The 24,039-nt window shown below is 71.3% G+C and carries 23 protein-coding genes; 10 read left to right on the forward strand and 13 right to left on the reverse strand.

Annotated features, from left to right (window positions below; all coding sequences use genetic code 11):
* The first annotated feature begins 39 nt into the window (after nt 1–39).
* Complete coding sequence (gene dapD, locus ACWGKT_RS09605) at nt 40–1,029, forward strand: 2,3,4,5-tetrahydropyridine-2,6-dicarboxylate N-succinyltransferase (protein WP_453273132.1); 990 nt, start codon at nt 40–42, stop codon at nt 1,027–1,029.
* A gap of 70 nt (nt 1,030–1,099) precedes the next feature.
* Here dapD and ACWGKT_RS09610 read toward each other — a convergent pair whose 3' ends face one another.
* From ACWGKT_RS09610 to dapA, 3 genes are all read right to left on the reverse strand, one after another.
* Entirely contained in the window at nt 1,100–1,330 is a 231-nt protein-coding gene (locus tag ACWGKT_RS09610; RefSeq protein WP_235456667.1) for a response regulator transcription factor, read from the reverse strand.
* A 145-nt stretch (nt 1,331–1,475) separates the two neighbouring features.
* Nucleotides 1,476–1,982, reverse strand: coding sequence for a hypothetical protein (locus tag ACWGKT_RS09615; protein WP_453273133.1), 507 nt, complete (start codon nt 1,980–1,982; stop codon nt 1,476–1,478).
* A gap of 67 nt (nt 1,983–2,049) precedes the next feature.
* The gene (gene dapA, locus ACWGKT_RS09620; RefSeq protein WP_453273134.1) at nt 2,050–2,955 is read right to left on the reverse strand and encodes a 4-hydroxy-tetrahydrodipicolinate synthase; all 906 of its coding nucleotides are present in this window, start codon (nt 2,953–2,955) and stop codon (nt 2,050–2,052) included.
* A gap of 316 nt (nt 2,956–3,271) precedes the next feature.
* On the opposite strand from dapA, the gene ACWGKT_RS09625 reads away from it, so the two are divergent.
* The 4 genes from ACWGKT_RS09625 to ACWGKT_RS09640 all read left to right on the forward strand — a co-directional run bounded on the left by ACWGKT_RS09625 (nt 3,272) and on the right by ACWGKT_RS09640 (nt 5,783).
* Nucleotides 3,272–3,691 carry a phage holin family protein gene (locus ACWGKT_RS09625; protein ID WP_453273135.1) on the forward strand — a complete coding sequence of 140 codons (420 nt, stop codon included), beginning with the start codon at nt 3,272–3,274 and terminating at the stop codon, nt 3,689–3,691.
* The gene (locus ACWGKT_RS09630) at nt 3,688–4,251 is read left to right on the forward strand and encodes a DUF3618 domain-containing protein (protein ID WP_356143128.1); all 564 of its coding nucleotides are present in this window, start codon (nt 3,688–3,690) and stop codon (nt 4,249–4,251) included. The genes ACWGKT_RS09625 and ACWGKT_RS09630 overlap by 4 nt, the downstream gene beginning before the upstream one ends.
* Before the next feature lie 168 nt (nt 4,252–4,419).
* A complete protein-coding gene (locus ACWGKT_RS09635) occupies nt 4,420–5,028 on the forward strand; it encodes an ArsR/SmtB family transcription factor (protein WP_235460581.1) in 609 nt (202 codons plus the stop codon).
* Between the two features lie 17 nt (nt 5,029–5,045).
* Nucleotides 5,046–5,783 (forward strand): SRPBCC family protein, encoded by a 738-nt coding sequence (locus ACWGKT_RS09640; RefSeq protein ID WP_453273136.1) that lies wholly within the window; start codon nt 5,046–5,048, stop codon nt 5,781–5,783.
* Nucleotides 5,784–5,793: 10 nt separating this feature from the next.
* Here ACWGKT_RS09640 and ACWGKT_RS09645 read toward each other — a convergent pair whose 3' ends face one another.
* Nucleotides 5,794–7,620, reverse strand: coding sequence for an endonuclease/exonuclease/phosphatase family protein (locus ACWGKT_RS09645; RefSeq protein ID WP_453273137.1), 1,827 nt, complete (start codon nt 7,618–7,620; stop codon nt 5,794–5,796).
* Nucleotides 7,621–7,896: 276 nt separating this feature from the next.
* Here ACWGKT_RS09645 and ACWGKT_RS09650 point away from each other — a divergent pair, with 276 nt between their 5' ends.
* The 3 genes from ACWGKT_RS09650 (at nt 7,897) to ACWGKT_RS09660 (ending at nt 13,853) form a co-directional block, all read left to right on the forward strand.
* Nucleotides 7,897–9,330 (forward strand): hypothetical protein, encoded by a 1,434-nt coding sequence (locus ACWGKT_RS09650; protein ID WP_453273138.1) that lies wholly within the window; start codon nt 7,897–7,899, stop codon nt 9,328–9,330.
* A 1,005-nt stretch (nt 9,331–10,335) separates the two neighbouring features.
* The gene (locus tag ACWGKT_RS09655; RefSeq protein WP_453273139.1) at nt 10,336–11,781 is read left to right on the forward strand and encodes an alkaline phosphatase PhoX; all 1,446 of its coding nucleotides are present in this window, start codon (nt 10,336–10,338) and stop codon (nt 11,779–11,781) included.
* A 491-nt stretch (nt 11,782–12,272) separates the two neighbouring features.
* On the forward strand, nt 12,273–13,853 hold the full coding sequence (locus ACWGKT_RS09660) for a TROVE domain-containing protein (RefSeq protein WP_453273140.1): 1,581 nt from the start codon (nt 12,273–12,275) through the stop codon (nt 13,851–13,853).
* 66 nt (nt 13,854–13,919) lie between these two features.
* Here ACWGKT_RS09660 and ACWGKT_RS09665 read toward each other — a convergent pair whose 3' ends face one another.
* From ACWGKT_RS09665 to ACWGKT_RS09700, 8 genes are all read right to left on the reverse strand, one after another.
* Nucleotides 13,920–15,128 carry a TerD family protein gene (locus tag ACWGKT_RS09665; RefSeq protein WP_453273227.1) on the reverse strand — a complete coding sequence of 403 codons (1,209 nt, stop codon included), beginning with the start codon at nt 15,126–15,128 and terminating at the stop codon, nt 13,920–13,922.
* 74 nt (nt 15,129–15,202) lie between these two features.
* Nucleotides 15,203–15,424 (reverse strand): hypothetical protein, encoded by a 222-nt coding sequence (locus ACWGKT_RS09670; protein WP_356143114.1) that lies wholly within the window; start codon nt 15,422–15,424, stop codon nt 15,203–15,205.
* Between the two features lie 85 nt (nt 15,425–15,509).
* Entirely contained in the window at nt 15,510–16,499 is a 990-nt protein-coding gene (locus tag ACWGKT_RS09675) for a zinc-dependent alcohol dehydrogenase family protein (protein WP_453273141.1), read from the reverse strand.
* Entirely contained in the window at nt 16,496–17,341 is an 846-nt protein-coding gene (locus ACWGKT_RS09680; RefSeq protein ID WP_453273142.1) for a carbohydrate ABC transporter permease, read from the reverse strand. Before ACWGKT_RS09680 ends, ACWGKT_RS09675 begins: the two co-directional genes overlap by 4 nt.
* Nucleotides 17,338–18,276, reverse strand: a complete 939-nt coding sequence (locus tag ACWGKT_RS09685) for a carbohydrate ABC transporter permease (RefSeq protein WP_356143108.1) — start codon at nt 18,274–18,276, stop codon at nt 17,338–17,340. The genes ACWGKT_RS09680 and ACWGKT_RS09685 overlap by 4 nt, the downstream gene beginning before the upstream one ends.
* The gene (locus tag ACWGKT_RS09690; protein WP_453273143.1) at nt 18,273–19,643 is read right to left on the reverse strand and encodes an ABC transporter substrate-binding protein; all 1,371 of its coding nucleotides are present in this window, start codon (nt 19,641–19,643) and stop codon (nt 18,273–18,275) included. The genes ACWGKT_RS09685 and ACWGKT_RS09690 overlap by 4 nt, the downstream gene beginning before the upstream one ends.
* 78 nt (nt 19,644–19,721) lie before the next feature.
* Nucleotides 19,722–20,492, reverse strand: a complete 771-nt coding sequence (locus ACWGKT_RS09695) for a DeoR/GlpR family DNA-binding transcription regulator (protein WP_453273144.1) — start codon at nt 20,490–20,492, stop codon at nt 19,722–19,724.
* Between the two features lie 285 nt (nt 20,493–20,777).
* A complete protein-coding gene (locus ACWGKT_RS09700; protein WP_453273145.1) occupies nt 20,778–21,587 on the reverse strand; it encodes an NAD-dependent epimerase/dehydratase family protein in 810 nt (269 codons plus the stop codon).
* Between the two features lie 205 nt (nt 21,588–21,792).
* Between ACWGKT_RS09700 and ACWGKT_RS09705 the strand changes: the two genes are divergently transcribed.
* A complete protein-coding gene (locus ACWGKT_RS09705) occupies nt 21,793–22,734 on the forward strand; it encodes a 5-dehydro-4-deoxyglucarate dehydratase (RefSeq protein ID WP_453273146.1) in 942 nt (313 codons plus the stop codon).
* On the forward strand, nt 22,731–23,894 hold the full coding sequence (locus ACWGKT_RS09710; RefSeq protein WP_453273147.1) for a hypothetical protein: 1,164 nt from the start codon (nt 22,731–22,733) through the stop codon (nt 23,892–23,894). The genes ACWGKT_RS09705 and ACWGKT_RS09710 overlap by 4 nt, the downstream gene beginning before the upstream one ends.
* Here the strand turns inward: ACWGKT_RS09710 and ACWGKT_RS09715 are convergent.
* The gene (locus tag ACWGKT_RS09715) at nt 23,831–24,037 is read right to left on the reverse strand and encodes a hypothetical protein (RefSeq protein WP_453273229.1); all 207 of its coding nucleotides are present in this window, start codon (nt 24,035–24,037) and stop codon (nt 23,831–23,833) included. The two genes, ACWGKT_RS09710 and ACWGKT_RS09715, sit on opposite strands and share 64 nt — an antisense overlap.
* Nucleotides 24,038–24,039 lie beyond the last annotated feature (2 nt).

Consider the following 24,039-nt stretch of genomic DNA (forward strand, 5'->3'; position numbering starts at 1 on the left):
GTTCGCCCGCGCGAGCCCCGTCACGTTAGGTTTTCCCTCATGACCGACACGAACGCTCCCCGTCCCACCGGTGCCGTGGCCGCCGGCCTCGCCACCGTCGCCGCCGACGGCACCGTCCTCGACACCTGGTTCCCCGCTCCCGAGCTCGTCGCGGAGCCCGGTCCGTCCGGCACCGAGTCGCTCTCCGTCGAGCAGGCCGTGGAGCTGCTCGGTGAGGGCGCGGCGCAGGCGATCGGCCCGGACGCGCGCCGCAACGTCGAGGTGGTCGCGGTCCGCACGGTCATCTCCGCCCTCGACGCGAAGCCGATCGACGCGCACGACGTCTACCTGCGCCTGCACCTGCTGTCCCACCGCCTGGTCAAGCCGCACGGCCAGAGCCTGGAGGGCATGTTCGGCTTCCTCGCCAACGTCGCCTGGACCTCGCTCGGCCCGGTCGCCGTCGACGACATCGAGAAGGTTCGCCTGAACGCCCGCGCCGAGGGCCTGCACCTCCAGGTCACCTCGATCGACAAGTTCCCGCGCATGACGGACTACGTGGCCCCGAAGGGCGTCCGCATCGCCGACGCCGACCGGGTCCGCCTCGGCGCCCACCTCGCCGAGGGCACCACGGTCATGCACGAGGGCTTCGTGAACTTCAACGCGGGCACGCTCGGCACCTCCATGGTCGAGGGCCGTATCTCGGCGGGCGTCGTGGTCGGCGACGGCTCGGACATCGGCGGCGGCGCCTCCACCATGGGCACCCTGTCCGGCGGCGGCAACGTGATCATCTCCATCGGCGAGCGCTGCCTGGTCGGCGCCGAGGCGGGCGTGGGCATCGCGCTCGGCGACGAGTGCGTGGTCGAGGCCGGCCTCTACGTCACCGCCGGCACCCGCGTCACCATGCCCGACGGCCAGATCGTCAAGGCCCGCGAACTGAACGGCGCCTCCAACATCCTCTTCCGCCGCAACTCGGTCACGGGCGCGGTCGAGGCCCGCCCGAACAATGCGGTCTGGGGCGGCCTGAACGAGATCCTGCACAGCCACAACTGATCTTCGCCGGTCGTCGAGCGCCCTCCCGGGCCAGGTGGCCGGGAGGGCGCTCGTGTGTCGTGGGGCGGGGTCACAGGCCCAGGGAGATGGCCAGGCGGGTGAGCTCGGCGGTGGTGGTGATATCGAGCTTGGCGCGGATGCGGCGGAGGTAGGCGTCGACCGTGTGCTTGGAGAGGCCCATGGAGCGGGCCGTCTGCAGGTAGGTGCGTCCCGCGGCGATGTGCCGGAGAGTCTCCCGCTCACGCGGAGCCAGCGCGGTCTCGGCGGCTTCGGTGTGCTGCGTGGTGAGGGTGAGGCTCATGGGAATTCCTTCGACGGATCGGCTCGGGCCTGGCTGCTCGCGTCCTCGGAAGCAGGGGACTTAAGTCGGGTTAGTGGCTTATGTCCGCTTTAAGAAGCCTGGTCGGGAGACGTCATGGCGGTGTCCGCCGACTGTCACAGGCGTGTCACAGGGCCACGAACGCCGCCAGTGCCGCGAAGTCGTCCTCGCGCAGACCGATCCTGGGATTGACGTGGTGGAGCAGGGCCGGGCCGGGATGGTGGGCCCGCACATAGACCGTGTCGGCGGGGCTCTGCTCGTCGTCCACCCAGGCGAAGGGGCGGCCCTGCGCGTACGACACGATCGCCTCCGTCTTCCAGTGCACGCCGTCGGGACGCTCGGCGAACAGGCCGGTGCCGAAGTCGACGTACGGGAGGTCGGGCAGGCCGACGACCGGGGCGATCCAGCGGTTGGCCGCGTCCATCCAGGTCGTGGCCCAGCACAGCTCGTAGCCGAGCCGCAGCAGGGCCGGACCGTGGTCCGGGTTCAGCCAGACCCGCAGGGCGCGCCCGGGATGCAGGGCCACCCGGATCGTCGTATAGCCCTCCGGACGCCGCTCCGGCTTGGCCGCGTACGGGTTCAGGGGCCCGTCGACGTCGAGGAAGAGGAGGGGGCGGGCGTGGGGGTGGCTCACGGGGACAACGTACGACAGCGGGAGGGCGGGCCGGTCGGAATTTTCGGGGGCGGGGCGAGGGCGCTGATCACGCCGACGCGGTGCACTCCTCGTAGACCGCGAGCAGTCCGTTGATCGTCGCACGGGTGGCGGGTCGCAGCGGGGCGCGCAACGGGCCTGCGGGCAGGCCGAGTTCGGTCAGCAGGGCCTTGCTGGTGACCGCGCCCGGCAGGCCCCCGTCCATCATCGCCTCGATCAGCGGCGTCACCCGCCGCTGGAGACGGGCGGCACGGGCCGTGTCGCCGGCCGCGAACGCCTCCAGGATCTCCGCGATGCGGCGCGGTGCGACGTTCGCGACCGTGCTGACGCAGCCCGCGGCGCCCACCGCGTACAGGGCGAGGACGTGTTCGTCGCAGCCCGCGTAGTACGCCAACTCCGTGCGCGCCAGCACCTTCTGGGTGCCGAGGAAGTCGTAGGAGCAGTCCTTGACCGCCACGATCCGGGGGTGGTCGGCGAGCCGGATCATCGTCTCGGGCTCGATCCGGGTGCCGGTGCGGCCAGGGATGTCGTACAGCATCACCGGCACACCGCTCGCGTCGGCGACCTCGCGGAAGTGCGCCTCCACGGCCTCCTGCGGCGGCTTGCTGTAGTACGGGGTCACCACCAACACCCCGTCGGCGCCCGCCTTTTCGGCGGCGAGGGCCAGCTCGACGGTGTGTCGGGTGTCGGAGGTGCCGACGCCCGCGACGATCGGGGTCCCGTCGCCGACGGCCTCCCGGACGGCCCGGACCAGCTCCGCCTTCTCCGCGTCCGTCGTGGTCGGCGACTCACCCGTCGTGCCGTTGAGTACCAGACCGTCGCAGCCCTCCGCCACCAGCCGCCCGGCCAGCAGCCGGGCGCCGTCGAGGTCCAGCGCGCCCGCCTCGGTGAACGGCGTGATCATCGCGCAGAGGGTGCGGCCGAAGGGAGCGGTGGGACTGTCCGTGGTCGTCATGGGAGTAGTCTCGGCAGAGCCACCGTGAAGCTCCACTTAATTCTTCTAAGGAGTATTGGTAAGCGGTGCTGATTGATTGACTGATTGATTGGTTGTAGGCGGTCGGGTGCTCGGAGGTTCCAGGACGGCACCCGGACCCGATGGTCTCGGCGTGCCCGAACCGGTCGCGGAGGTCGCGTTGTTGCGGGCCCGCCCGGACTGGTTCCAGACCCGGCCGTCCCGGCTCGGCGGGCGCGGGACCGGGAGCGCCGACCAGGGCTAACGGTCTTTCTCCGGGGTACCCGGATGTTCCGGAACCGAGAGGAGGCGGAACACCGTGACCGGGACCACGGACCTGAGGCCCTCCGCCGACGGGCAGCCCTCGGTGGGCGATCTCGTCGGCCGGGCCACCGAACAGCTCTCGCGGCTCGTACGGCAGGAAGCGGCCCTCGCCAAGGAGGAGTTGGTCGAGAAAGGGCGGCGGGCCGGGCGCGGCGGCGGACTGCTGGGCGCCGCGGCCGCCGTCGGCTACGTCGGCCTGATCGTTCTGGCCGGCTCGGCCACCGCCGCCCTCTCCCTGACGCTGCCCGTGTGGGCCGCGGCGCTCGTCGTCGCGGCGGTGTTCTTCGTGGTCGCCGCCGTGCTGGCCGCGATCGGACGCGACCGGCTGCGCCGTGCCGCGCCACCCGCACCGCAGGAGGCTCTCGCGAGCGTCAGGGCGGACGTCGAGGAGATCAGGGAAAGGGCACACCGATGACGGACAAGACCCCACAGGGGCCGGGCGCGAAGGGCCCCGACGAACTGCGGGAGCAGATCGAGCAGACCAGGAACGAGCTCGGCGACACCGTCGAGGAACTGGCGGGGAAGGCGGACCTGAAAGGTCGTGCCCGGGCCCGGGCGGCCGACCTGTTGGACAAGGCCGACGCCATGACCGTCCAGCTGCGCGGCAGCGCGGCCCAGGCCGGCCACGCCGTACAGGACAGGGCGACCAGGGCGGGCCACGTGATGCAGGACAAGGCGGCTCACGCGGGCCACGCGGTACAGGACAAGGCGGCTCACGCGGGCCACGCGGTACAGGACCGGGCGACCCACGCGGGCCACACCGTGCAGGACCGGGCGACCCGGGCGGGGCACGCCGCCCAGGACAGGGCCGCCCGGGCGGAACGCACCGTCGAGGAGCACGCTCCGCTCCCGGTGCGCACCGCCGTCCAGTTCGGTATGCGGCATCCGCGCCCGGTGCTGCTCGTCGGGGCCACGAGCGCGGCGATCATCTGGACGGGCCTGCGGTGGCAGAGGCGCCACCGCCGCCGTCACTGAACCACGGACAATCCATGGACAATCCACGGACGACCCACTGACAACCCGCAGGCACCCCGCAGGCAACCCATAGACAACACGGCACGGCCCCCGCTCCACCAGCGGCCACCTCCCACCGAAAGTTTCACTCGCCTGGACAAAAAAAGTATTCGGTGGGACGGTGGACGCATGCTGGACGTGACCGTGATCGAGGACCCCGAGGCCGCAGCCGTCTCCCTGGACCCGACAAGGGCCCGGCTGCTCGCCGAGCTGGCCGCCGAACCCGCGTCGGCCGCGATGCTGGCCGGCAAGGTCGGGCTGCCCAGACAGAAGGTGAACTACCACCTGAAGGCACTGGAGCGGCACGGCCTGGTCGAGCTGGCCGGAGAGCGCCGCAAGGGCAACGTCACCGAGCGGCTGATGCGCGCGACCGCCGCGTCGTACGTCATCTCGCCGCTCGCGCTCGCCTCCGTGCAGCCGGACCCGAACCGCTTCCGGGACCAGCTGTCCGCGCGCTGGCTGCTCGCGCTCGGCGCCCGCCTGGTGCGGGACGTCGGCACGCTGATCACTGGCGCCACCAAGGCCCGCAAGGGGCTGGCGACGTACGCGCTGGACGGCGAGCTCCGCTTCGCCTCGGCCGCCGACCGGGCGGCCTTCGTCCAGGAGCTGACGGCGGGCGTGAGCGCGCTGATCCGCAAGTACGACGCCCCGGACGCGGAGGGCGGCCGGGACCACCGGATCGTCGTCGCCGTCCACCCCACGGTCAAGGACCAGCCCGCCCTCGATCCGGAAAAGTAGCGAGCAGGAGCCCCACCATGTCCAAGGAATTCGAGATCGTCCGCGAGTTCGAGGTCGACGTCCCGCCCGAGAAGGTGTGGGAGGCCGTCACCTCCGGATCCGGTGGCTACCTCTGGCCGATGGACCCGCCCGAGCCCCGGGAGGGCGGCAAGGGGCCCTTCGGGTCCACCGTCACCGCCTGGGACCCGCCCCATCGCTACACCAACCGCAGCGAGGACGTCGGATTCCCGACCCAGTCCCTCAACCAGCTCGACTACACCATCGAGCCCCGCGACGAGGGCCGCCGGGCCTGGGTGCGCTACGTGCACAGCGGCATCTTCACCGACGACTGGAACAACCAGTACGACGGCGCGAGCAAGCACACCAACTTCTACCTGCACACCCTGTGCGAGTACCTCACGCACTTCGCGCCCCGCCCGGTCACCTTCGTCCAGCTGAACGGACCCGAGGCCTCGCAGACCCCGCGGGCGCTCGCGGCCGTCGGCCACGCGCTCGGCCTGGCCGACGCCACGGCCGCGGGCACGAAGGTCGGCGCCCGAGGGCCCGGCGGGCGGATCCTGGACGCCGTGCTCGACTACCGCAACCCGTACTTCATCGGGCTGCGCACCGACAACGCCCTGATCCGCTTCTTCGGGCGCGGCCACTGGGGCGCGCCGCTCGGCATCAGCGTCCACGACTTCGCGCCGGACGCCGATGCCGAGGCGAACGAGACCGCCTGGCAGGCCTGGCTGAACGGGGTGTTCCACCAGGCCTGACCGCCACCGGTTACGGGTGGAAGCGCAGCACCTGCGGGTCGTGGTCGCTGATCTGGTCGTGGAACTCCGAGTTGATGTGCACGGAGTCGTAGTCGAAGTCGCAACCGCGCCGGACCGCCGGGCTCACCAGGATCTGGTCCAGGACCTGCTGGTTGCCCTGGTAGTCGTAGGTGTAGCGCTCGCTCCTGGGCAGCGACTTGATCGCCGACCACAGCTCGCCGTCACCTTCGAGGATCTTGGTGGTGTCGGAGAACTCGAAGTCGTTCATGTCGCCGAGCGCGATGACGTCCGCGTTCTTCTGGACGTCGAGGATGCTCTTGACGAACGCGTTGACCAGCGTCGCCTGCGCGTGGCGCTGGGTCTCCGAGCTGCGCGTCGGCGGCTGGTACTGCGAGGTCAGTGACTGGTCGCCGCCCTTGGAGTTCAGGTGGTTGGCGATCACGAAGACCGTCCTGCCACGGAAGACGAACTCCCCGGCCAGCGGCTTGCGGCTGGACTTCCAGGCCTCGTTGCCCGGCTCGATACGACCGGGAGAGGCCGTCAACTGGGCCTTGCCGTGCTCCTTGACGACCCCGACGGCGGTGGTGGAGTCGCCGCCCGCGCGGTCGGTGAAGGACACCCGCTCCGGGTTGAACAGGAACACCTGGCGGATGTTGCCGCCGGGTTCGCCGCCGTCCTGGTCGTTGACCGGGTTGATCGAGCGCCACTCGTACTTCGGGCCGCCGGCCGCGACGATCGCGTCGATCAGCTTGTTGACGGTCTCGCTCGCGTCGACCGTGCCGTCGTCCTTGGCGCCGTTGTTGTCCTGGATCTCCTCCAGGGACACGATGTCGGGCGACTTGAGGTTGTTCACGATCGCGGAGGCGTGCTCCTCGAAGGTGGCGTCGGACGGGTCGAGGTTCTCGACGTTGTACGTCGCCACCGCCAGCTCGCCGCGCGACTGCTTGCGGGTCGTCTCCCGCTCCAGGCCACCGCTCTCCAGCGTGCCGAGCTTGCTCGCGACGAGGGTGTAGCCGCCGAACTGGTTGAAGTCCAGCGGGCCGGTGGTGTCGCCGGCCAGGGTGTCGCCGACGTTCGCCTTCGGGAAGTCGGCGGTGGCGCCGAGCGACTGTATCTGCAGACGGCCGGTGTTCTGGGAGGTGTAGGAGCCGTACACCGTGCCGCCGCGGCGGTTGCGGTGCTCCCAGGGCTTCACGGTGACCCACAGCTCGGAGTACGGGTCGGTCCCGGTCACCACGCGGGTGTCGGAGACCTGGACGTTCATGCCCTCCAGGGACTCGTAGTAGTCCAGGGCGTACGCCGACGGGTCCAGGGCCAGCCCGTTGATCGAGCCGCTCGCCGCGGTGTCGCCGGACGGGGCGTAGACGTCCGGCACCGAGTCCTCGTCGATCACGGTGGGCGCGGGGACCGCGTTGCCGCTGGACAGGACCGTGATCGTCGGCTTGGTGATCTCGGTCACCGACTGGTTGCCGGACGAGGTGCCGCCCGGGACGTACTCGGAGACCGTGCCGGTGACCGTGACGGAGTCACCGACGGCGACCTTCGGGGTGGAGCTGGTGAAGACGAAGACGCCCTCACTGGTGGCCGGGTTGTCGTCCGGCGTCGTGTCCTGGATCCAGAAACCACGGGAGGAGCCGTAGGTGCGCGTGGCCGTGACGACGCCGGGGACGTCCGTCACCTTCTGGCCGGCGTACGGCGACATACGAGTGGTGCCCTGGATGTCGTGGATGCGCACGGAGTCCGCGTGTGCGGGCGAGGTGAGGGCAACGGTGGACGCTGCACTGCAGACGGCGGCGACGGTGAGCGCGGCGAGGCGCGCGGAAGACCTGCTCGGCAAGGGGATCCCTCCGGGGACATGCGTGAGCGCCGGGGCGAGGGTGGTCGGTCGAATTGGAGCGTGCATGACACGCGCTGAGGCGTGTGACACGCGTAGAAAGACAGTGAACAGTTGTCCCCCGACTTCTACGCGCGTCAATCTCCTGCCTGGAGGCGGGAGTTGTCAAGGTTTCGGCCATGTACGACTACCGACCGTGAGATGAACCGGGCGGCATGGGTGGAAATCCGTCTAGGCTGAGCGGCTGAGTCCTTTCACGGCCGCAAGGAGAACCAGCCGATGTCAGACAGCTCCCCCCTGCCGCCCGTACGGCTGCACCCCGAAGCGGAGCTGGCGCGCGCCGCGCTGTCCACGACCTTGCTCTCCCGGGCCGCCCGGCTGGCCCGCTGGGCCGGGCCCGAGACCCGGGTCGACGCCGGGGGCAGCCTGATCGAGGAGCAGCTGCCGGCCGCGGCCGAGCTGCTCGGACTGACCGGCGACCTCGCGGCCTCGCTCGCGAGCGAGGCCTGGCGCACAGCCCTGGACGCGGGCCTGGTCGAGATCGTCGACGAGGAGGCCGGGACCGTGGCGACGGCGGAGGACCTGGCGCTGCTCACCCAGGGTTCGCCGCACGATGTGCTCGCGGTGTGGCTCGCCGCGCTGGAGAGCGTGCTCGCCGACGCGAGCGTGCCCGATCTCGACGGGCTGGTCGAGGCGATGGACGCCGGTGGCGAGGTCGATTTCTCGTCACTCGACTGGGACCCCGAGGCGGAGGCCGACTTCCTCGACGGCGTGCTAGGCAATCTGTACCTGCTGACCGTGAGCGCGGACGGTCCCGGCGAAGGGCCGGTGCCGCTGCCCGCCCTCGCCGCCTCGATGATCGTGCCCGGCGACATGGGCGAGCCCACCAACGACGTGCTGGAACAGGTCTCCGACGCGATGATGCGCCTCGATGACCAGTTCCGGCTGCTGGAGCCGATCGGGCTCGTCGAGTACCAGCCGCTCGACGAGGAGTTGATGTCGGACGCCGAGGATGCCGAGGAGTCGTCCTTCGCGGTCGACGACACCGACGTCTCGCGCTACGGCATGGTCCGGCTCACCCCGCTCGGTGTGTACGGGCTGCGGGCGCGGCTGTTGGAGGCCGGGTTCGAGGCGCCCGCGGTCGGTGAACTCGCCGACAAGGGGGCGGACGTGCTGCTCGACGGGACCTCCGCGTTTCCGCCCGCGGCGGCGCACGCCGAGACCGAGCAGTGGCTGGCCCACCGCGAACCGCTGCTCGCCGCCCGCGAGTTGCTCGCCGCGGCCCGGGGCGGCGACGCCGGCGCGCCGCTGCGCAGGCTGCGCTGCCAGCAGGCGCTGTCGCTGGTCGGCATGGTGGCGGAACCCGCGCTGCGCGAGGTCCTCGACGACCCCGAGCTCGGCGGGCTGGCCCGCGTGTGGCTGAGCGAACGCGGCGCCTCCGACGTGCCGACGCCCTCCCAGGACCTGGTCTTCTGGCTGACCATCGACACTCTGGCCGCACAACTCGCGGCCGAGGGCAACTCCGAGGAACTCCAGGCCCTGGTGGAGGGCCTCGCGTCCCAGCACAGCGGCTTCTTCGCGGCCGCATGGCGAGTCGAACACCCCGCGACCGCGGACGTCCTGGAAGCAATGGGCCGCCTGCACCCCGACAAGCGGGTGGCCAAGGAGGCCCGCAAGGCCGCGTTCAAGGCCCGCTCACAGCAAGGGGGTTGAGACTGGGCGCGGCCGGGACCGAACGCCTTGGCGGCCCGGCGCCGCTGGGGCTGAGCGGCGCCGCCCGCCACGCTGTCGACGGGGCCGAGTGCCGGTGGGGTCGGGCGCGACGCCGGGGCTGGCCGTCGCGGCCGGGCGCCGCTGGGCCGAGCGCCGTCGCGGCAGGGTGCCGCTGGGCCGAGGGGTGTTGTGGTCGAGTGCTGCTGGGTGGGCGGGCGTTGTTGCGGCAGGGCGCTGCCGGGGCTGGCCGTCGCGGCCGGGCGCCGCTGGGCCGAGCGCCGTCGCGGCCGGGCGCCGCTGGGCCGAGGGGCGTTGTGGTCGAAGGGCCCGCAGGGGCGAAGCCTTGTCGCGCGTAAGCGCTGCTGGCGTCGAACCCCTCGTGGTGGAGAGTCGTCGTTCCCGAAGCGCCGCTGAGGCAGTACGTTTTCGCGGCTGAGCCCTGCTGTGGCCCGACGCCGTCGTGTTCCAACGCCGTCGTGGCCGACCGTCGTCGGTGGGGCTGTGTCCGCTTGCCGTGCTCCGGACTCCGGCAGGCCTGCCCGGACTGCCGTCGGCTTCGCGCTGGCCGGCTTGCCGCGACTCAGGCCAAGGCGCCTGGGCTCAGGCCGACGTCCTGGTTCCCTGCTGGTTTGCCCGGACTCAGGCCGACGTGTCTGGACTCGGGCCGACGCCCCGGACCCTGGTCGGCTTGCCCGGACTCAGGCCGACCTGCCTGGACTGTGGCTGACACCCTGGCCCCTGGTTGGCGAGCCCAAAGTCCTGCCGGCCTGCCGGCCAGCCCGCCCGGACTTCGGTCGCCGTACCGGGCGCCGGGTCGGATGAACCGTCGGGCCAGTCGGCGGAGCCAGGTCGCTTTGGGGTTTTGTGGGGGAGTGCATACGGGTTCATGGAAGCGGGGATGTTGAAGTCGCTCGGTGTTCAACTCCCGTTCAGGGGTGGGCGGGAGCGTTTCGTCGATTCGAGGTCGCCACCCTCCACGGCACTCCCACCGTCACAGGAGACACCATGTCGCTCACCCGCAGGGACTTCGCCAGGAAATCCGCGATCACCGGTGCCGGTGTAGCGCTGGCGGGCAGCGTCGGCGCCCTCGCCACCGCGCCGAACGCCCTGGCGTCCACGGACACCGAAAGCGCGGGCGAGGAGTCGGCGGCCGCCCACGGCGGAGTCGGCTACGGACCGCTGATCCCCGACCCGGACGGCATCCTCGCGCTGCCCGCCGGGTTCACGTACCGGATCATCACGTTCAGCGGCAGGACCAAGCTGGAGTCGGGTGAGTTCACCCCCTCCAACCACGACGGCACCTCCACCTTCGACGGGCCGCGCGGCGCCACCCTCCTCGTCAACAACCACGAGCTCAAGGGCCCCCGCGCCTCCTGGAAGTACCCGGTGCCGCTCACCGAGGGCCTGGTCTACGACCCCGCCGCCTCCGGTGGCTGCACGGTCGTCGAGGTCCGCCACGGCCACGTCGCCGAGTGGGTCGGCATCGCCGGCACCTCCACCAACTGCGCGGGCGGCAACACTCCTTGGGGCACCTGGCTCACCTGCGAGGAGACCGAGGACAAGGCCGGCCAGAACGGCATGACCAAGGACCACGGCTACGTCTTCGAGGTCGACCCGTCCGACCGGCGCGCCAACCGCGACCCGAAGCCCATCAAGGCGCTCGGCCGCTACGCCCACGAGGCCGTCGTCGTCGACCCCAAGCGCGGCCACCTCTACCTCACCGAGGACGCGGCCGGCCCCAACGGCCTGCTCTACCGCTGGACCCCGCCGCAGGACTTCTGCCACGGCCGCGGCAAGCTGCGCACCCTCGCCGACGACGCGGGTGCCCTCCAGGCCTTCAAGTGCTTCGACTCCGGCGGCCAGTTCGTCGACGACCTCTCCCGCGCCACCAAGATCGGCACGGTCTACGGCGTCGACTGGATGGACGTCCCGGACCGCGACGCGAAGACCACCTCCGTGCGCAAGCAGTTCACCGCCGACCAGGTCACCCGCGCCCGCAAGCTGGAGGGCATGTGGTGGGGCGACGGCGGTACCTACATCGTCTCCTCGTACGCCCGCACCGAGAGCCCCGTCCAGCACGACGGCGCGGTCTGGTTCTACGACCCCAAGCGCCGCACCCTCACCCTCAAGGTGCTCCTCGGCGTCAACGCGGACCCGGACAAGGACGGCGCCTTCGACGGCCCGGACAACATCACCGTCTCCCCGTACGGCGGCCTCGTCATCGCCGAGGACGGCGAGGGCGTCCAGCACCTGTTCGGCGCCACCGACAGCGGCCGCACCTACCCGATCGCCCGCAACGACCTGAACATCGGCACCGCACAGGAACCGGAGTACAGCGAGTTCACCGGCGTCACCTTCTCGCCCGACGGAAAGACCCTGTTCGCCAACATTCAGGACCCGGGCATCATGCTCGCCATCACCGGCCCCTGGAAGCGGCAGAAGCGCGGCTGAACTCCCGGCGGAATTTAATTCGTTCGCTCGTCCCGCGGTCCCCCTCCTAGAGTGATGCACGTCCAGGTGCGAAGGCAGGACCTACTTCCACTGCTAATGGGGAGGCCGCGGGTTCGAGTCCCGCCACCGGTACCACGTGCCGGTGTAGCTCAGAGGTCAGAGCACCAACCGTCGGTTCCGTCGACCTGAACTCTGGACACCACAACTTCATGCACCTCCCGGTGCGCGGGCGGCGGCTACTTCTTTCGCAGAATCCGAGCCGCGGCCGAATTGATCTCGGGAGGCGCAGCTCAAGGTGGGTGCCCGGTGCGCAGGCAGCGGTTACTTCATTGGATCGGGCGGTTGCGGGTTCGAGTCCCGTCATCGACTTCGGGTCGGTGTAGCTCAATGGGTAGAGCACCTGGAAAAGTCCGTCGCCGACCCCTGATCTCGGGCCCCCTCCTTTTGTTGCGCCTCTCTCCGAAACACGAATGAATTCGGGGGAATTCACGATGGCGCGATTCAACACCAAGGCCGCCAGGGCGCAGCCGACCTCGCGGGTCACGTCCACGGGGCGGGTGCTCCGTACATACCAGGGCGGTCGCGGTCATGAGCGGGACGCGCGCTCGGAGCTTTTTCTGCTCGCCGTCTCCAACTTCGTCTCGCAGCGGACCTTCTACGAGAGCGGCGCCGACCGCGACACCCGGTTCGCCCGGCTCCTGCGCGAGCTCGCCGTCACCGACCCGTCCTGGACGGCCGGACTGCTCGGCTGGCTGCGGGGCGAGGGCGGCATGCGGACGGCCTCCGTCGTGGGCGCCGCCGAGTACGTGCATGCCCGGCTGGCGGCCGGCGCCACCGACGGCCCGTCCAACCGGCAGGTCGTCGCCTCCGTCCTGCAGCGCCCGGACGAGCCCGGTGAGCTGCTCGCCTACTGGACCGCGACCTACGGCCGCAACATCCCCAAGCCCGTCAAGCGCGGTGTCGCCGACGCCGTACGACGGCTGTACCACGGCAAGTCGCTGCTGAAGTACGACACCGCGTCCAAGGGCTACCGCTTCGGCGACATCCTCAACCTGGTGCACGCGGCGCCGGACCCGGACAAGGCGTGGCAGGGCGAGCTGTTCCGGTACGCCCTCGACCGCCGGCACAACCCCGACACCGCCGAGCCGCCCGCGTCGAACCGGGTGCTCACCGCGCACCGCGAGCTGATGGCGGTGCCGGTCGAGGAGCGCCGGGCGGTGGTGACCGCGCCCGACGGAGCCGAGCGGCTCGCGGCGGCCGGGATCACCTGGGAGGCGCTGGCCGGATGGCTCCAGGGCCCGATGGACAAGACGGCCTGGGAGGCCGTGATCCCGTCCATGGGCACCATGGCCCTGGTCCGCAACCTGCGCAACTTCGATCAGGCCGGCGTCTCGGACGAGGTCGCGGCCCAGGTCGCGGCGCGGATCGGCGACCCGGCGGAGGTGGCGCGCTCGCGGCAGTTCCCCTTCCGGTACCTGGCCGCCTACCAGCACGCCCCGTCGCTGCGCTGGTCGTACGCGCTGGAGCGGGCGCTCGGTCACTCGCTGGCCAATGTGCCCGCGCTGCCCGGCCGCACGCTGGTGCTCATCGACCGCTCCGGCTCGATGTGGGCGCGGCTGTCGGACCGCTCCGAGCTCAACCGGGCCGACGCGGCGGCGATCTTCGGTACGGCGCTCGCGGTGCGGGCGGCGGACGCCGACCTCGTCGAGTTCGGCTCCACGAGCAAGCGGGTCAAGTTCCGCAAGGGCGAGTCGGTGCTGAAGATCCTGGGGCGCTTCGGCGACCTGGGCGGCACCGACACCACCGAGGCGGTGCGCCGGCATTACAAGAAGCACGACCGGGTGCTGATCGTCACCGACGAGCAGTACGCGTACCACCAGCACGGGGACCCGACCCACCAGGTCCCGGCCGACGTCCCGGTCTACACCTGGAACCTGGCCGGCTACCGGGCGGGCCACGGCCCGTCGGGCAAGGAAAACCGGCACACCTTCGGCGGCCTGTCGGACGCGGCCTTCCGGATGGTGCCTCTGCTGGAGGCGGCTCGGGACGCCGACTGGCCCTGGGCCGCCTGACCACAGGCGTGGCCCGCACTTCTACGGGGGGTGCGGGCCACTTCCCTTGCGTCTCGCGAGGTCCGGCTACAGGGCCTCGGATCCCGGCTTGACCATGTTCCGCACGGTGCGCGCCTTCACGAAGGAGCCCAGCGCGGTCATCTCCCACTCGCCGGAGTACTGGCGGATGAGCTTGGCCATCATCACGCCCGTCTGCGGTTCGGCGTTGGTGAGGTCGAAGCGGGCCAGTTCCTCGCCGCTCGCGCCGTCGATGAGGCGGCAGTAGGCCTTGGCGACCTCGGTGAACTTCTGGCCGGAGAAGGAGTTCACGGTGAAGACCAGGCCGGTGACGTCCTGCGGGATCCGGCCGAGGTCGACGGCGATCACCTCGTCGTCGCCCCCGCCCTCGCCGGTGAGGTTGTCGCCGGAGTGCTTGATCGCGCCGTTCAGGATGGTCAGCTTGCCGAAGTAGCAGCTGTCGATGTGGTTGCGCTGCGGGCCGTACGCGATGACGGAGGCGTCCAGGTCGATGTCCTTGCCGCGGAACGCGGGCTCCCAGCCGAGGCCCATGTGCACCTGGGAGAGCAGCGGGCGGCCGCCCTTGACGAGGGAGACGGTCTGGTTCTTCTGGAGGCTGACCCGGCCCTTGTCGAGGTTGATCTTCCCGGTGCCGGGCGCGGGGGCGGGCGGTGCCGGGGGAGCGGCTGGAGCCGGGGGCGTCACCGGTGCCTGCGGCATCGGCGGCGGGGCCATCGGCTGCGGCGGCGCGACCGGCTGCGGGGGAGCGACCGGTGCCGGGGCCGGCTCCTCCACCGTCACGCCGAAGTCGGTGGCGATGCCCGCGAGCCCGTTGGCATAGCCCTGGCCGACCGCGCGGGCCTTCCAGGCGCCGTTGCGCAGGTAGATCTCCACGACCACCAGTGCCGTCTCGGTGCCGAGCTGCGGGGGCGTGAACGTGGCCAGGACGCTGTTGTCGTCGGCGTTGCGGATCGTCGCCGTGGGCTCGATGCCCTGGAACGTCTGGCCCGCGGCGTCCGGGCTCGCGGTCACGACGATCTTCTCGATGCCCGGGGGCACGGCGGCGGTGTCGACCATGATCGCGTCGGGCGCCGCGCCCCCGCCCGAGCGGTAGGTCACGCCCGGACCCGTGGGCTGGTTGTAGAAGATGAAGTCGTCGTCGGAGCGCACCTTGCCGTCGGCGGTGAGCAGCAGGCTCGACACGTCGAGCCGCACCGGGGCGGCGACGTCCACCGTCACGCGGGCGGCGGACAGAGGGATGTTCGAGCCGGGGGTCATAGCTGTCATGCCGGGTGAACGAGCGGAGCCGCTTTACCGTTCCCTTACCCGGCGGCCAATCGGCTGACTTCGGCTCAGCGCGCGTTGCGGGGATGGTTGCGGGCGGAGCGCTCGTTGCCGCGCCGGTAGTTCCCGGTCCAGCGGGCCATCACGAGCTGCGGGTCTGAGGCGTCCACCTCGGCGAGGAACTGCGCGGCGCGCGCCCCGTTCAGGGTGGCCGCGGGGCGGTCGTGGTGGGTGATGCGTACGGTGCCGCTCGTGTGTGCTTCGTAGCGGAATCCCTGGGGGCGTGGCATGTCCGGGATGGTAGGGGGCCGGCGGCGGGCGGGCCCAGTGGTTTTCGCCCGCATCGCCCCTTCCTCCCGTCGGGGCCGTCACCGGTCACGGCACCACCACGATCTTGCGGCCCACCCCCGCCGCGAACCGGTCCAGCGCGTCCGGGTACCGCTCCAGCGGAATCCGGTCGCTGATGAAGACCTCCGGGTCCAGCACCCCGTTCGCGAACAGCTCCGCCGCCCGCTCGAAGCTGTGCAGCACCGCCATCGAGCCGGTGATGGTGATCTCCTGGTTGTACACGCGGTACGGGTCGATGGTCACCCGGGTCGCGTAGTCGGCCACTCCGAACTGCAGGAACGTGCCCGCCTTGGCCACCCGGTCCAGGCCGTCCTGGATCGCCGCCGCGTTGCCCGTCGCGTCGACGACCACGTCCCAGCCCTGCGGCCGGTCCAACTGGTCGGCGTTCTCGGCGCAGGCCGAGACACCGAGCCGCAGGGCCGTCTCCAGGCGGGACGGGTTCACGTCCACGACGTCCACGCTCGCCGCGCCGGTGCGCTTGGCCAGCTCCAGCATCATCAGGCCCATGGTGCCGGAGCCGTAGATCAGCACATGGGCGCCCAGCCGGCTGCGCAGCACGTCGTAGCCGCGCACCGCGCACGACAGGGGTTCGATCAGCGCCGCGTCCTGGGTGCGGATGTGGTCGGGCAGCCGGACGCAGTTCGCCACCGGCGCCAGTGCGTACCGCGCCGCTCCGCCGGCGGTGGTCACGCCGATCGCGGCCCACCGCTCGCAGAGGTTGTTGTGGCCGGTACGGCAGTAACGGCACTCGTAGCAGTACAGCGACGGGTCCACCGCCACCCGGTCGCCGACCGCGACCTCGGTGACCTGGCTGCCGACGCCGACCACCTCGCCCGCGAACTCGTGCCCGGGGACGATCGGCAGCTTGGGCGCGAACTCGCCCTGGAGGATGTGCAGGTCCGTGCCGCACAGCCCGCAGGCCGCCACCTCCACGACGACCTCGCGCGGGCCCGGCGTCGGGTCGGGGACCTCGGCGACGACGGCGCGGCCCACGGACTCGATGACGGCGGCCTTCATTTCACGGCTCCCAACGACAGGCCCTGGACCAGCTTGTCCTGGGCGGCGAACCCCGCGGCGAGCACCGGCAGGGAGATGACGAGCGACGCGGCGCACACCTTCGCCAGGAACAGGCCCTGGCTGGTGATGAAGCCGGTCAGGAAGACGGGCGCGGTCTCGGCGACCACGCCGGTGAGCACCCGGGCGAAGAGGAGTTCGTTCCAGCTGAAGATGAAGCAGATCAGGGCCGTGGCGGCTATCCCGGGCAGGGCGATGGGGGCCACGACCCGGGCCAGGATCGTCGGCAGCCGGGCGCCGTCCACCCGCGCCGCCTCGATCACGGCGACCGGGACCTCGGCGAGGAACGACTGCATCATCCACACCGCGATCGGCAGGTTCATGGAGGTGTAGAGGATGACCAGGAGCCAGACGTTGTCCAGCATTCCGGCGTTCTTCGCGAACAGGTAGACGGGCAGCAGGCCCGCCACCGCCGGCAGCATCTTCGTGGACAGGAAGAAGAACAGGACGTCCGTCCACTTCCTCACCGGCCTGATCGACAGGGCGTACGCGGCCGGCAGCGCCAGCAGCAGGACGAACAGGGTCGACACCACGGACGCCACGGTCGAGTTGATCAGCGCGGGCCAGGGGCTCGCGCCGCCGCCGGTGCCGAAGAACTCGCGGTAGCCGTCCAGGGTGAGGGAGGCGGTGAAGGAGGGCGGGTTGGTCGCCGCGTCCGGCTCGGAGTGGATGGACGTCAGCGCCATCCACGCGATGGGCAGGAAGAACAGGATTCCCGCCAGCCAGGCCACCAGGCCCAGACCGGCCCCCTTGCGACGGCGTACGGGTACGGCCATGGCGCTCATGCGCGGGACACCTCCTCGCGGAACAGCGACGACACCACCCGCAGGGCGAAGGTCGCGATGATGATGGAGCCGATGACCACGAGGACGCCCGCGGCCGAGGCGAGGCCGTTCTCGTGGGCCTGGTAGAAGCTCTGGTAGACGGTGTAGGGGAGGTTGGCGGTGCCCAGGCCGCCGGACGTGATCGTGAAGACCGCGTCGAAGTTCTGGACGATGTAGATCGAGCCCAGCAGGGCGCCGAGTTCGAGATAGCGGCGCAGGTGCGGGAGCGTGAGGTGGCGGAAGACCTGCCAGTCGTTCGCGCCGTCCACCCGCGCGGCCTCGATCTGCTGCTGGTCGCGGCTCTGCAGGCCGGCGAGCAGGATCAGCATCATGAAGGGCGTCCACTGCCACACCAGGGAGGCCTCGACCGCGAGCAGCGGGGTGCGGGAGATCCAGTCCGGCTGGGGGCCGCCCACATAGTGCAACAACCCATTGAGCAGGCCGTATTCAGGGTTGTAGAGCACATGCTTCCAGAGCAGGGCCGCGGCCACGGGCACCACCAGGAACGGGGCGATGAGCAGCGTGCGCACCACGCCCCGGCCGCGGAACCTGCGGTCCAGGAGCAGGGCGAGGGCGAGGCCCAGGACCAGGCTGACGAGCACCACGGCCACGGTGAGCAGCACCGTCGTCCACACGGAGTGGCGCAGGTCGGTGTCGGTCAGGACCTGGTGGTAGTTGTCGAGGCCGGCGAAGTGACGGGCCTTGGGGTAGAGGGCGTTCCAGTCGAAGAAGGAGATCACCAGCGTGGCCACGAACGGCAGCTGGGTCACGGCGATCATGAACAGCAGGGCGGGCAGCAGCGGGGCCCGGGTGGCCCAGGCGCGCAGGCGGGCCGAGGGCTGCCGCGGTGTCCGTACGGACGGGGTGGCGAGCGGGGCTGTCGTCGTGGCGGTCATCGTCCCTCGTACTCCTTGGAGATGTTCTCGGCGAGTCGCTGGGACTTCTTCAGGGCCGCGTCGACGGACTCGCGTCCGGCGATGGCCGCGCTGATCTCCTGGGAGACCTTGGTGCCGAGGTCGGTGAACTCGGGGATGCCGACGAACTGGATGCCGGGCGCGGGGCGCGGCTGCACGCCGGGGTCGCCGGGCCGGGCGTTCTCGATGGCCTCCTTGGTCATGTCCTGGAAGGCGGCCGCCTCCTTGCGGTAGGCGGCGTTGGAGTACGTCGACGCGCGCTTGCCCGCCGGGACGTTGGACCAGCCGCTGGTGTCGCCGACCAGCCGCTCGTACTCCTTGCCGGACGCCCAGGACACGAACTTCCAGGCCTTGTCGGGGTTGCGGGAGGCCTTCTGGATGCCCCAGGCCCAGGTGTAGAGCCAGCCGGAGGACCCGGTCCTCTCGACGGGGGCGGGGGCGTAGCCGAGCTTGCCCTTGACCGGGGAGCCTGCCGCCTCCAGCAGGCCCGCTGCGGAGGTGGCGTCGTACCACATGGCGACCTTGCCCTGGGTCATGTTGTTGAGGCACTCGGCGAAACCGGACTGGGCCGCGCCCGACTCTCCGTGCTCGCGGACGAGGTCGACATAGAACTTCGTCGCCTTTTGGAACTCGGGGGAGTCGAGGCGGGCCTTCCAGTCCTTGTCGAACCAGGTGCCGCCGAAGGTGTTCACGACGGTGGTGAGCGGCGCCATCACCTCGCCCCAGCCGGGCAGTCCGCGCAGGCAGATGCCCTTCATGCCGGACTCGGCGCCGTCCGCCCTCGCCGCGAGGTCGGCCACCTGGGTCCAGGTCGGGTGCGCGGGCATCGTCAGGCCCTTCTCGGCGAACACGTCCTTGCGGTACATCAGGAAGGACGACTCGCCGTAGAAGGGCTGCCCGTAGAGCTTGCCGTCGTCGCCGGTCAGGGACTGGCGCATCGGCTTGAGGACGTCCTGTTCGTCGTACGCCCGGTCCTTGGCGACGTACGCGTTCATGTCGTGCAGCCAGCCGTTGCGGGCGTAGATGGGTATCTCGTAGTTGCTCAGGGTCGCCACGTCGTACTGGCCGGCCTGGTTGGCGAAGTCCTGGCTGATCTTGTCGCGGACGTCGTTCTCGGGCAGGACGGTGAAGTTGACCTTGATGCCGGTCTCTTCGGTGAAGTGGGCGGCGGTGAGTTTCTGCAGCTCGGTCATCTGCGGGTTGTTGACCATCAGCACGTTGATGGAGTCGCCGCCGGAACCGGACCCGCCCGCCCCGGCCCAGCAGCCGGTGAGCAGCGGGGCGAGCAGCGTCGCTGCGGTGGCCATGGCGAGCGTGACTCGCGGCCTCCGTCGGCTCTGGGTGCGCATGGATCGCTCCTGGATGTATGGGGCATAAGGGGCATCGCGTGATGTGGAGCACCCCGGGAGAGTGCCGTCGTACGAGATTCAGACCCGGATGACCTGCGGACCCAGCAACGAGTACCGGTGGGCCTCGGTCGCCGGGAGCAGCGTGCTCGTCACGATCGCCTCCAGCGTGCCGATCTCGGTGAACCGACAGAAGCTGACCGCCCCGAACTTGGTGTGCACGCCCGCGAAGACGGTGCGCCGCGCGGCCCGGACGGCCTGGGCCTTGACCTCGCTGACCGCCGGGTCGGGGGTGGTCAGACCGTGCTCGCGGGAGATGCCGTTGGCGCCGATGTAGGCGAGGTCGACGACGAAGCCGGCCAGCATCTTCGTCGTCCAGTGGTCGACGGTCGCCAGCGTGCCGGGGCGGACCCGGCCGCCGAGCAGCAGCACCGAGGTGTTCTCGGCCTCGGCGAGGGCGCCGGCGACCGGCAGGGACGCGGTGACCACGGTCAACGGCCGGTGCGTCGGCAGGGCCTCGGCGATGAGCTGCGGGGTGAAGCCCTCGTCGACGAAGACGGTCTCCGCGTCCCCGAGCAGCTCGGCCGCGGCGGCGGCGATGCGGCGCTTCTCGGGGACGTGGCTGGTGGCGCGGAAGGCGAGCGTCGTCTCGAACCCGGCGCTCTCCACGGGGTAGGCGCCGCCGTGGGTGCGGCGCACCAGGCCGTGGTCCTCCAGGGCGCGCAGATCGCGCCGGATGGTCTCCTTGGCCACGCCCAGGCTGTCGGCGAGCGTGGTGACGTCGACGGCGCCGGTGGCGCGCGCGGCCAACACGATCTCGCGCTGGCGTTCTTCCGCCGTCCTGGTGCTCATGTCGTCACCCGCTTCCCTGTGGAGCTGCCCGTTCGGGCCATGGGGGAAGTTCTACAGCGGGCGCGCGGCGCTGACCAGGTCTGTTCCTCGTTCGATACTGCCCGTGTCTGCCCGTTTGCCGAGCGCTGTGCCGGGCTCGGACCTGCGCCGCTGCCCCGGCCGGGGTGGGATCGGGCAGCGCGGATGCCCGAATGGGGCGGCGGGCGGGCCCGTTTGGGTGCCCGCCCGCCGTCGCAAGTGATCGTTTCCGCCGCGCCCGCCCGTGTCGGTCGGATGCCGGCCGGGTCAGTGCGGCCAGATCGGCGGGTCGGTCACGAAGTGCCCGCCCAGGTGGCTGTGCGCGGGGTTCTGCGGGTCCAGCTCGCCCTGCTCGGCGATCAGCTTCTCGGCGTACGGCTCGGAGTCGTCCCGCGGCTCGTAGCCGAGCGCCCGCGCGGTCGTCAGGTCCCACCACAGGCGGGTGTTCGCGGAGGAGCCGTAGACGACGGTGTGGCCGACGTTCTCGGCGGTGAGCGCCGCGTGGAAGAGGCGGGCGCCGTCGCCGGGACTCATCCACACCGAGAGCATCCTGACGCTGGTCGGCCGCGCGAAGCAGGAGCCGATGCGCACCGAGACGGTCTCCAGGCCGTGCTTGTCCCAGTAGAGCTGGGCGAGGTCCTCGCCGAAGGCCTTGGACAGGCCGTAGAAGGTGTCCGGGCGGCGCGGGGTGTCGATCGGGATCAGCGGGTCGGCGCCGCGCGGGGCCGGGGTGAAGCCCACCGCGTGGTTGGAGGAGGCGAAGACGATCCGCCCGATCCCCTCCTCGCGGGCCGCCTCGTACAGGTTGTACGTGCCCTCGATGTTCGCCCGGAGGATCTTCTCGAAGGGCGCCTCCAGGGAGATGCCCGCGAGGTGCAGGACCGCGTCGACGCCCCGGACGGCCTCGCGCAGGGCTCCCCGGTCGCCGAGGTCCGCCGTGATCGCGTCCGCCTCGCCCTCGACGGGGCGCACGTCGAACAGGCGCAGCTCGTAGCCGTACTCCGGGAGCAGGTCCCGCATCAGGGTGCCGAGCCCGCCGGCGGCGCCGGTGAGCAGAACGGTGCGGGGAGCGGGCATCCTCAGTCTCCATCCATGGACGGAATTCACATCCGCAGACACGCTAGGGAGCGGTGACGTGCGCAGTCAAGGGTGACGCGGAGCGGGGAAATCCGCCGCCGTGTTGCTCGTTTGCGTGCTTGACCCGCCCTGATGGGCGACCGTAGCGTGGTCGCGTTCAGAAATATGGACGCCGATCAGAGACATGCACCGATTGGGAGCGCTCGTGACGCCAGCCCCTCTCGCCGCCCGACTATGTGCCCCGAGCGGGCCGCTGTTCTTCCCGGTCACGGCCTACGGCCACGACGGCGCCGTGGACCTCGACGTCTACCGCACCCATGTGCGCCGGGGCGTCGAGGCCGGGGCCGCCGCCGTGTTCGCCTGCTGCGGCACCGGGGAGTTCCACGCGCTGCTGCCCGAGGAGTTCGAGGCCTGCGTACGGGCGGCCGTCGAGGCGGCCGAGGGGCGGGTGCCGGTCGTCGCCGGCGCCGGGTACGGCACGGAGCTCGCCGTCCGGTACGCGTGGCTCGCACGGACCGCCGGCGCCGACGGGCTCCTCGCCATGCCGCCCTACCTCGTGCACGCCGGGCAGGAGGGCCTGCTGCGGCACTACCGGCAGCTGGCCGGGGCCACCGACCTGCCGCTGATCGTCTACCAGCGCGACAACGCCGTGTTCACCCCGCACACCGTGGTCGAGCTGGCGCGCACGCGGGGGATCATCGGCTTCAAGGACGGCCTGGGCGACCTGGACCTGATGCAGCGGATCGTCAGCGCCGTCCGCACCGAGGCCCCCGGCGACTTCCTGTACTTCAACGGACTGCCCACCGCCGAACAGACCCAGCTCGCCTACCGCGCCCTCGGCATCACCCTCTACTCCTCCGCCGTGTTCTGCTTCGCCCCCGAGATCGCCCTCGCCTTCCACCGCGCACTGGAGAACGGCGACGAGAACACCGCGCACCGTCTGCTGGACGGCTTCTACCGGCCCTTCGTCGAACTGCGCGCCCAGGGCCGCGGCTACGCCGTCGCCCTCGTGAAGGCGGGCGTACGGCTGCGCGGCCTCGACGTCGGCGAGGTACGACCTCCCTTGCACGAGCCGAGCGAGGATCATGTGAAGCAGCTCGCTCAGCTCGTCGAGCGCGGGTACGCGCTGCTGGAGGAGGACGCATGAAGGCCTCGGCATTCGTCTATCCCTGGGACGTCAACGGCGACCCGGAGGCACCCGCGCGGATCGCCGCGCTCGGCGTGGACCAGGTGACCCTGGCCTCCGCCTACCACTCCACGCGCGCGCTGACCCCGCGCCACCCCCGCCACCGCATCGTCACCGCCGAGCACGCGGCCGTGCTCTACCTCGCAGACGACCGCTGGGCGGACCGCGCCCTGCGCCCGTACCCGGCCGGCAACTGGGCCCCCGGAGACGCGTACGGCGAGGCGGCCGAGGCGCTCACGGCGGCCGGCCTCGACGTGCACACCTGGGTCGTCCTCGCGCACAACTCCCGGCTGGGCACCGAACACCCGCAGACCTCCGTCGTCAACGCCTACGGCGACCGCTACCCGTGGGCGCCGTGCATCGCGCAGCCCGCCACGCGCGCGTACCTGCTGGACCTGGCCGCCGAGGCCGCCGTACGGCCCGGCGCGCGCGGCACGGAGCTGGAGTCCCTCGGCTGGTACGGGCTGGCGCATCTGCACGCCCACGACAAGACCGCCGGGGTGGGTCTCGGGGACGTCGGCCAGTACCTGATGTCGCTGTGCTTCTGCCCTGCCTGCGGCGCGGGCTACGCGCAGATCGGCCTGGACTCCGGGGAGCTGTCGGCCGCCGTGCGCACCGCCCTGGAGCCGCTGTGGCGGGGCGCCCCCGACGACGGGGGCTGGGCGGCGGTGGAGAAGCTGCTCGGCGAACCGGCGGCCGCGGCCACGCGCGCGTGGCGCGACGAGACCGCCCGCGGTCTGCAGGCGGACGCCGTCGCCGCGGTCCGCGCCGCCGCGCCCGACGGCTTCCAGGTGCTGCTCCACGCGGACCCGGTCTCCTACCACTGCGGCGCCAACGCGGGCGTGGACCCCGCGCACGCCCTGTCCGTGGCGGACGGCGTGGTCGTGCCCTGCACGGGCGGGCCGGACCTGCTCACGCCCTTCGCCGAACGGGCCCGCGAGGACACCGTGCTGGCCGCCAACCTCACCGTGGTCTCCGGGCTGGGCGGCAGCCCCGGCACCCTGGCCGCGGACGCGGCGCGGGCGCGCGACCTCGGCGCGACGGAACTGCGGCTGTATCACGCCGGGTTGGCGTCGGACGCGGACCTGTCGGCGGTACGGGAGGCGCTCGCCGCGCTCTGAGCCAGGACGGTGGCCGTCACGAGGAGCGCGAGGCCGAACAGGGCCGGCAGCAGCCGGTGGTCCACCGCGTCGACCAGGCCGGCGCCGAGCGCCAGACCGATCACGTTCGGCGTGAAGAGCAGCGTGCCGGCGGTCGCGCTCACCC

Source organism: Streptomyces sp. NPDC054794 (assembly GCF_053611585.1).

What these genes read in the sequence shown, in the direction of transcription:
- dapD (WP_453273132.1), top strand. Translation starts at nt 40, where the DNA reads ATGACCGACACGAACGCTCCCCGTCCCACCGGTGCCGTGGCCGCCGGC.
- ACWGKT_RS09610 (WP_235456667.1), bottom strand. Translation starts at nt 1,330, where the DNA reads ATGAGCCTCACCCTCACCACGCAGCACACCGAAGCCGCCGAGACCGCG.
- dapA (WP_453273134.1), bottom strand. Translation starts at nt 2,955, where the DNA reads ATGACGACCACGGACAGTCCCACCGCTCCCTTCGGCCGCACCCTCTGC.
- ACWGKT_RS09630 (WP_356143128.1), top strand. Translation starts at nt 3,688, where the DNA reads ATGACGGACAAGACCCCACAGGGGCCGGGCGCGAAGGGCCCCGACGAA.
- ACWGKT_RS09635 (WP_235460581.1), top strand. Translation starts at nt 4,420, where the DNA reads ATGCTGGACGTGACCGTGATCGAGGACCCCGAGGCCGCAGCCGTCTCC.
- ACWGKT_RS09640 (WP_453273136.1), top strand. Translation starts at nt 5,046, where the DNA reads ATGTCCAAGGAATTCGAGATCGTCCGCGAGTTCGAGGTCGACGTCCCG.
- ACWGKT_RS09650 (WP_453273138.1), top strand. Translation starts at nt 7,897, where the DNA reads ATGTCAGACAGCTCCCCCCTGCCGCCCGTACGGCTGCACCCCGAAGCG.
- ACWGKT_RS09655 (WP_453273139.1), top strand. Translation starts at nt 10,336, where the DNA reads ATGTCGCTCACCCGCAGGGACTTCGCCAGGAAATCCGCGATCACCGGT.
- ACWGKT_RS09660 (WP_453273140.1), top strand. Translation starts at nt 12,273, where the DNA reads ATGGCGCGATTCAACACCAAGGCCGCCAGGGCGCAGCCGACCTCGCGG.
- ACWGKT_RS09665 (WP_453273227.1), bottom strand. Translation starts at nt 15,128, where the DNA reads ATGACCCCCGGCTCGAACATCCCTCTGTCCGCCGCCCGCGTGACGGTG.
- ACWGKT_RS09670 (WP_356143114.1), bottom strand. Translation starts at nt 15,424, where the DNA reads ATGCCACGCCCCCAGGGATTCCGCTACGAAGCACACACGAGCGGCACC.
- ACWGKT_RS09675 (WP_453273141.1), bottom strand. Translation starts at nt 16,499, where the DNA reads ATGAAGGCCGCCGTCATCGAGTCCGTGGGCCGCGCCGTCGTCGCCGAG.
- ACWGKT_RS09680 (WP_453273142.1), bottom strand. Translation starts at nt 17,341, where the DNA reads ATGAGCGCCATGGCCGTACCCGTACGCCGTCGCAAGGGGGCCGGTCTG.
- ACWGKT_RS09685 (WP_356143108.1), bottom strand. Translation starts at nt 18,276, where the DNA reads ATGACCGCCACGACGACAGCCCCGCTCGCCACCCCGTCCGTACGGACA.
- ACWGKT_RS09690 (WP_453273143.1), bottom strand. Translation starts at nt 19,643, where the DNA reads ATGCGCACCCAGAGCCGACGGAGGCCGCGAGTCACGCTCGCCATGGCC.
- ACWGKT_RS09695 (WP_453273144.1), bottom strand. Translation starts at nt 20,492, where the DNA reads ATGAGCACCAGGACGGCGGAAGAACGCCAGCGCGAGATCGTGTTGGCC.
- ACWGKT_RS09700 (WP_453273145.1), bottom strand. Translation starts at nt 21,587, where the DNA reads ATGCCCGCTCCCCGCACCGTTCTGCTCACCGGCGCCGCCGGCGGGCTC.
- ACWGKT_RS09710 (WP_453273147.1), top strand. Translation starts at nt 22,731, where the DNA reads ATGAAGGCCTCGGCATTCGTCTATCCCTGGGACGTCAACGGCGACCCG.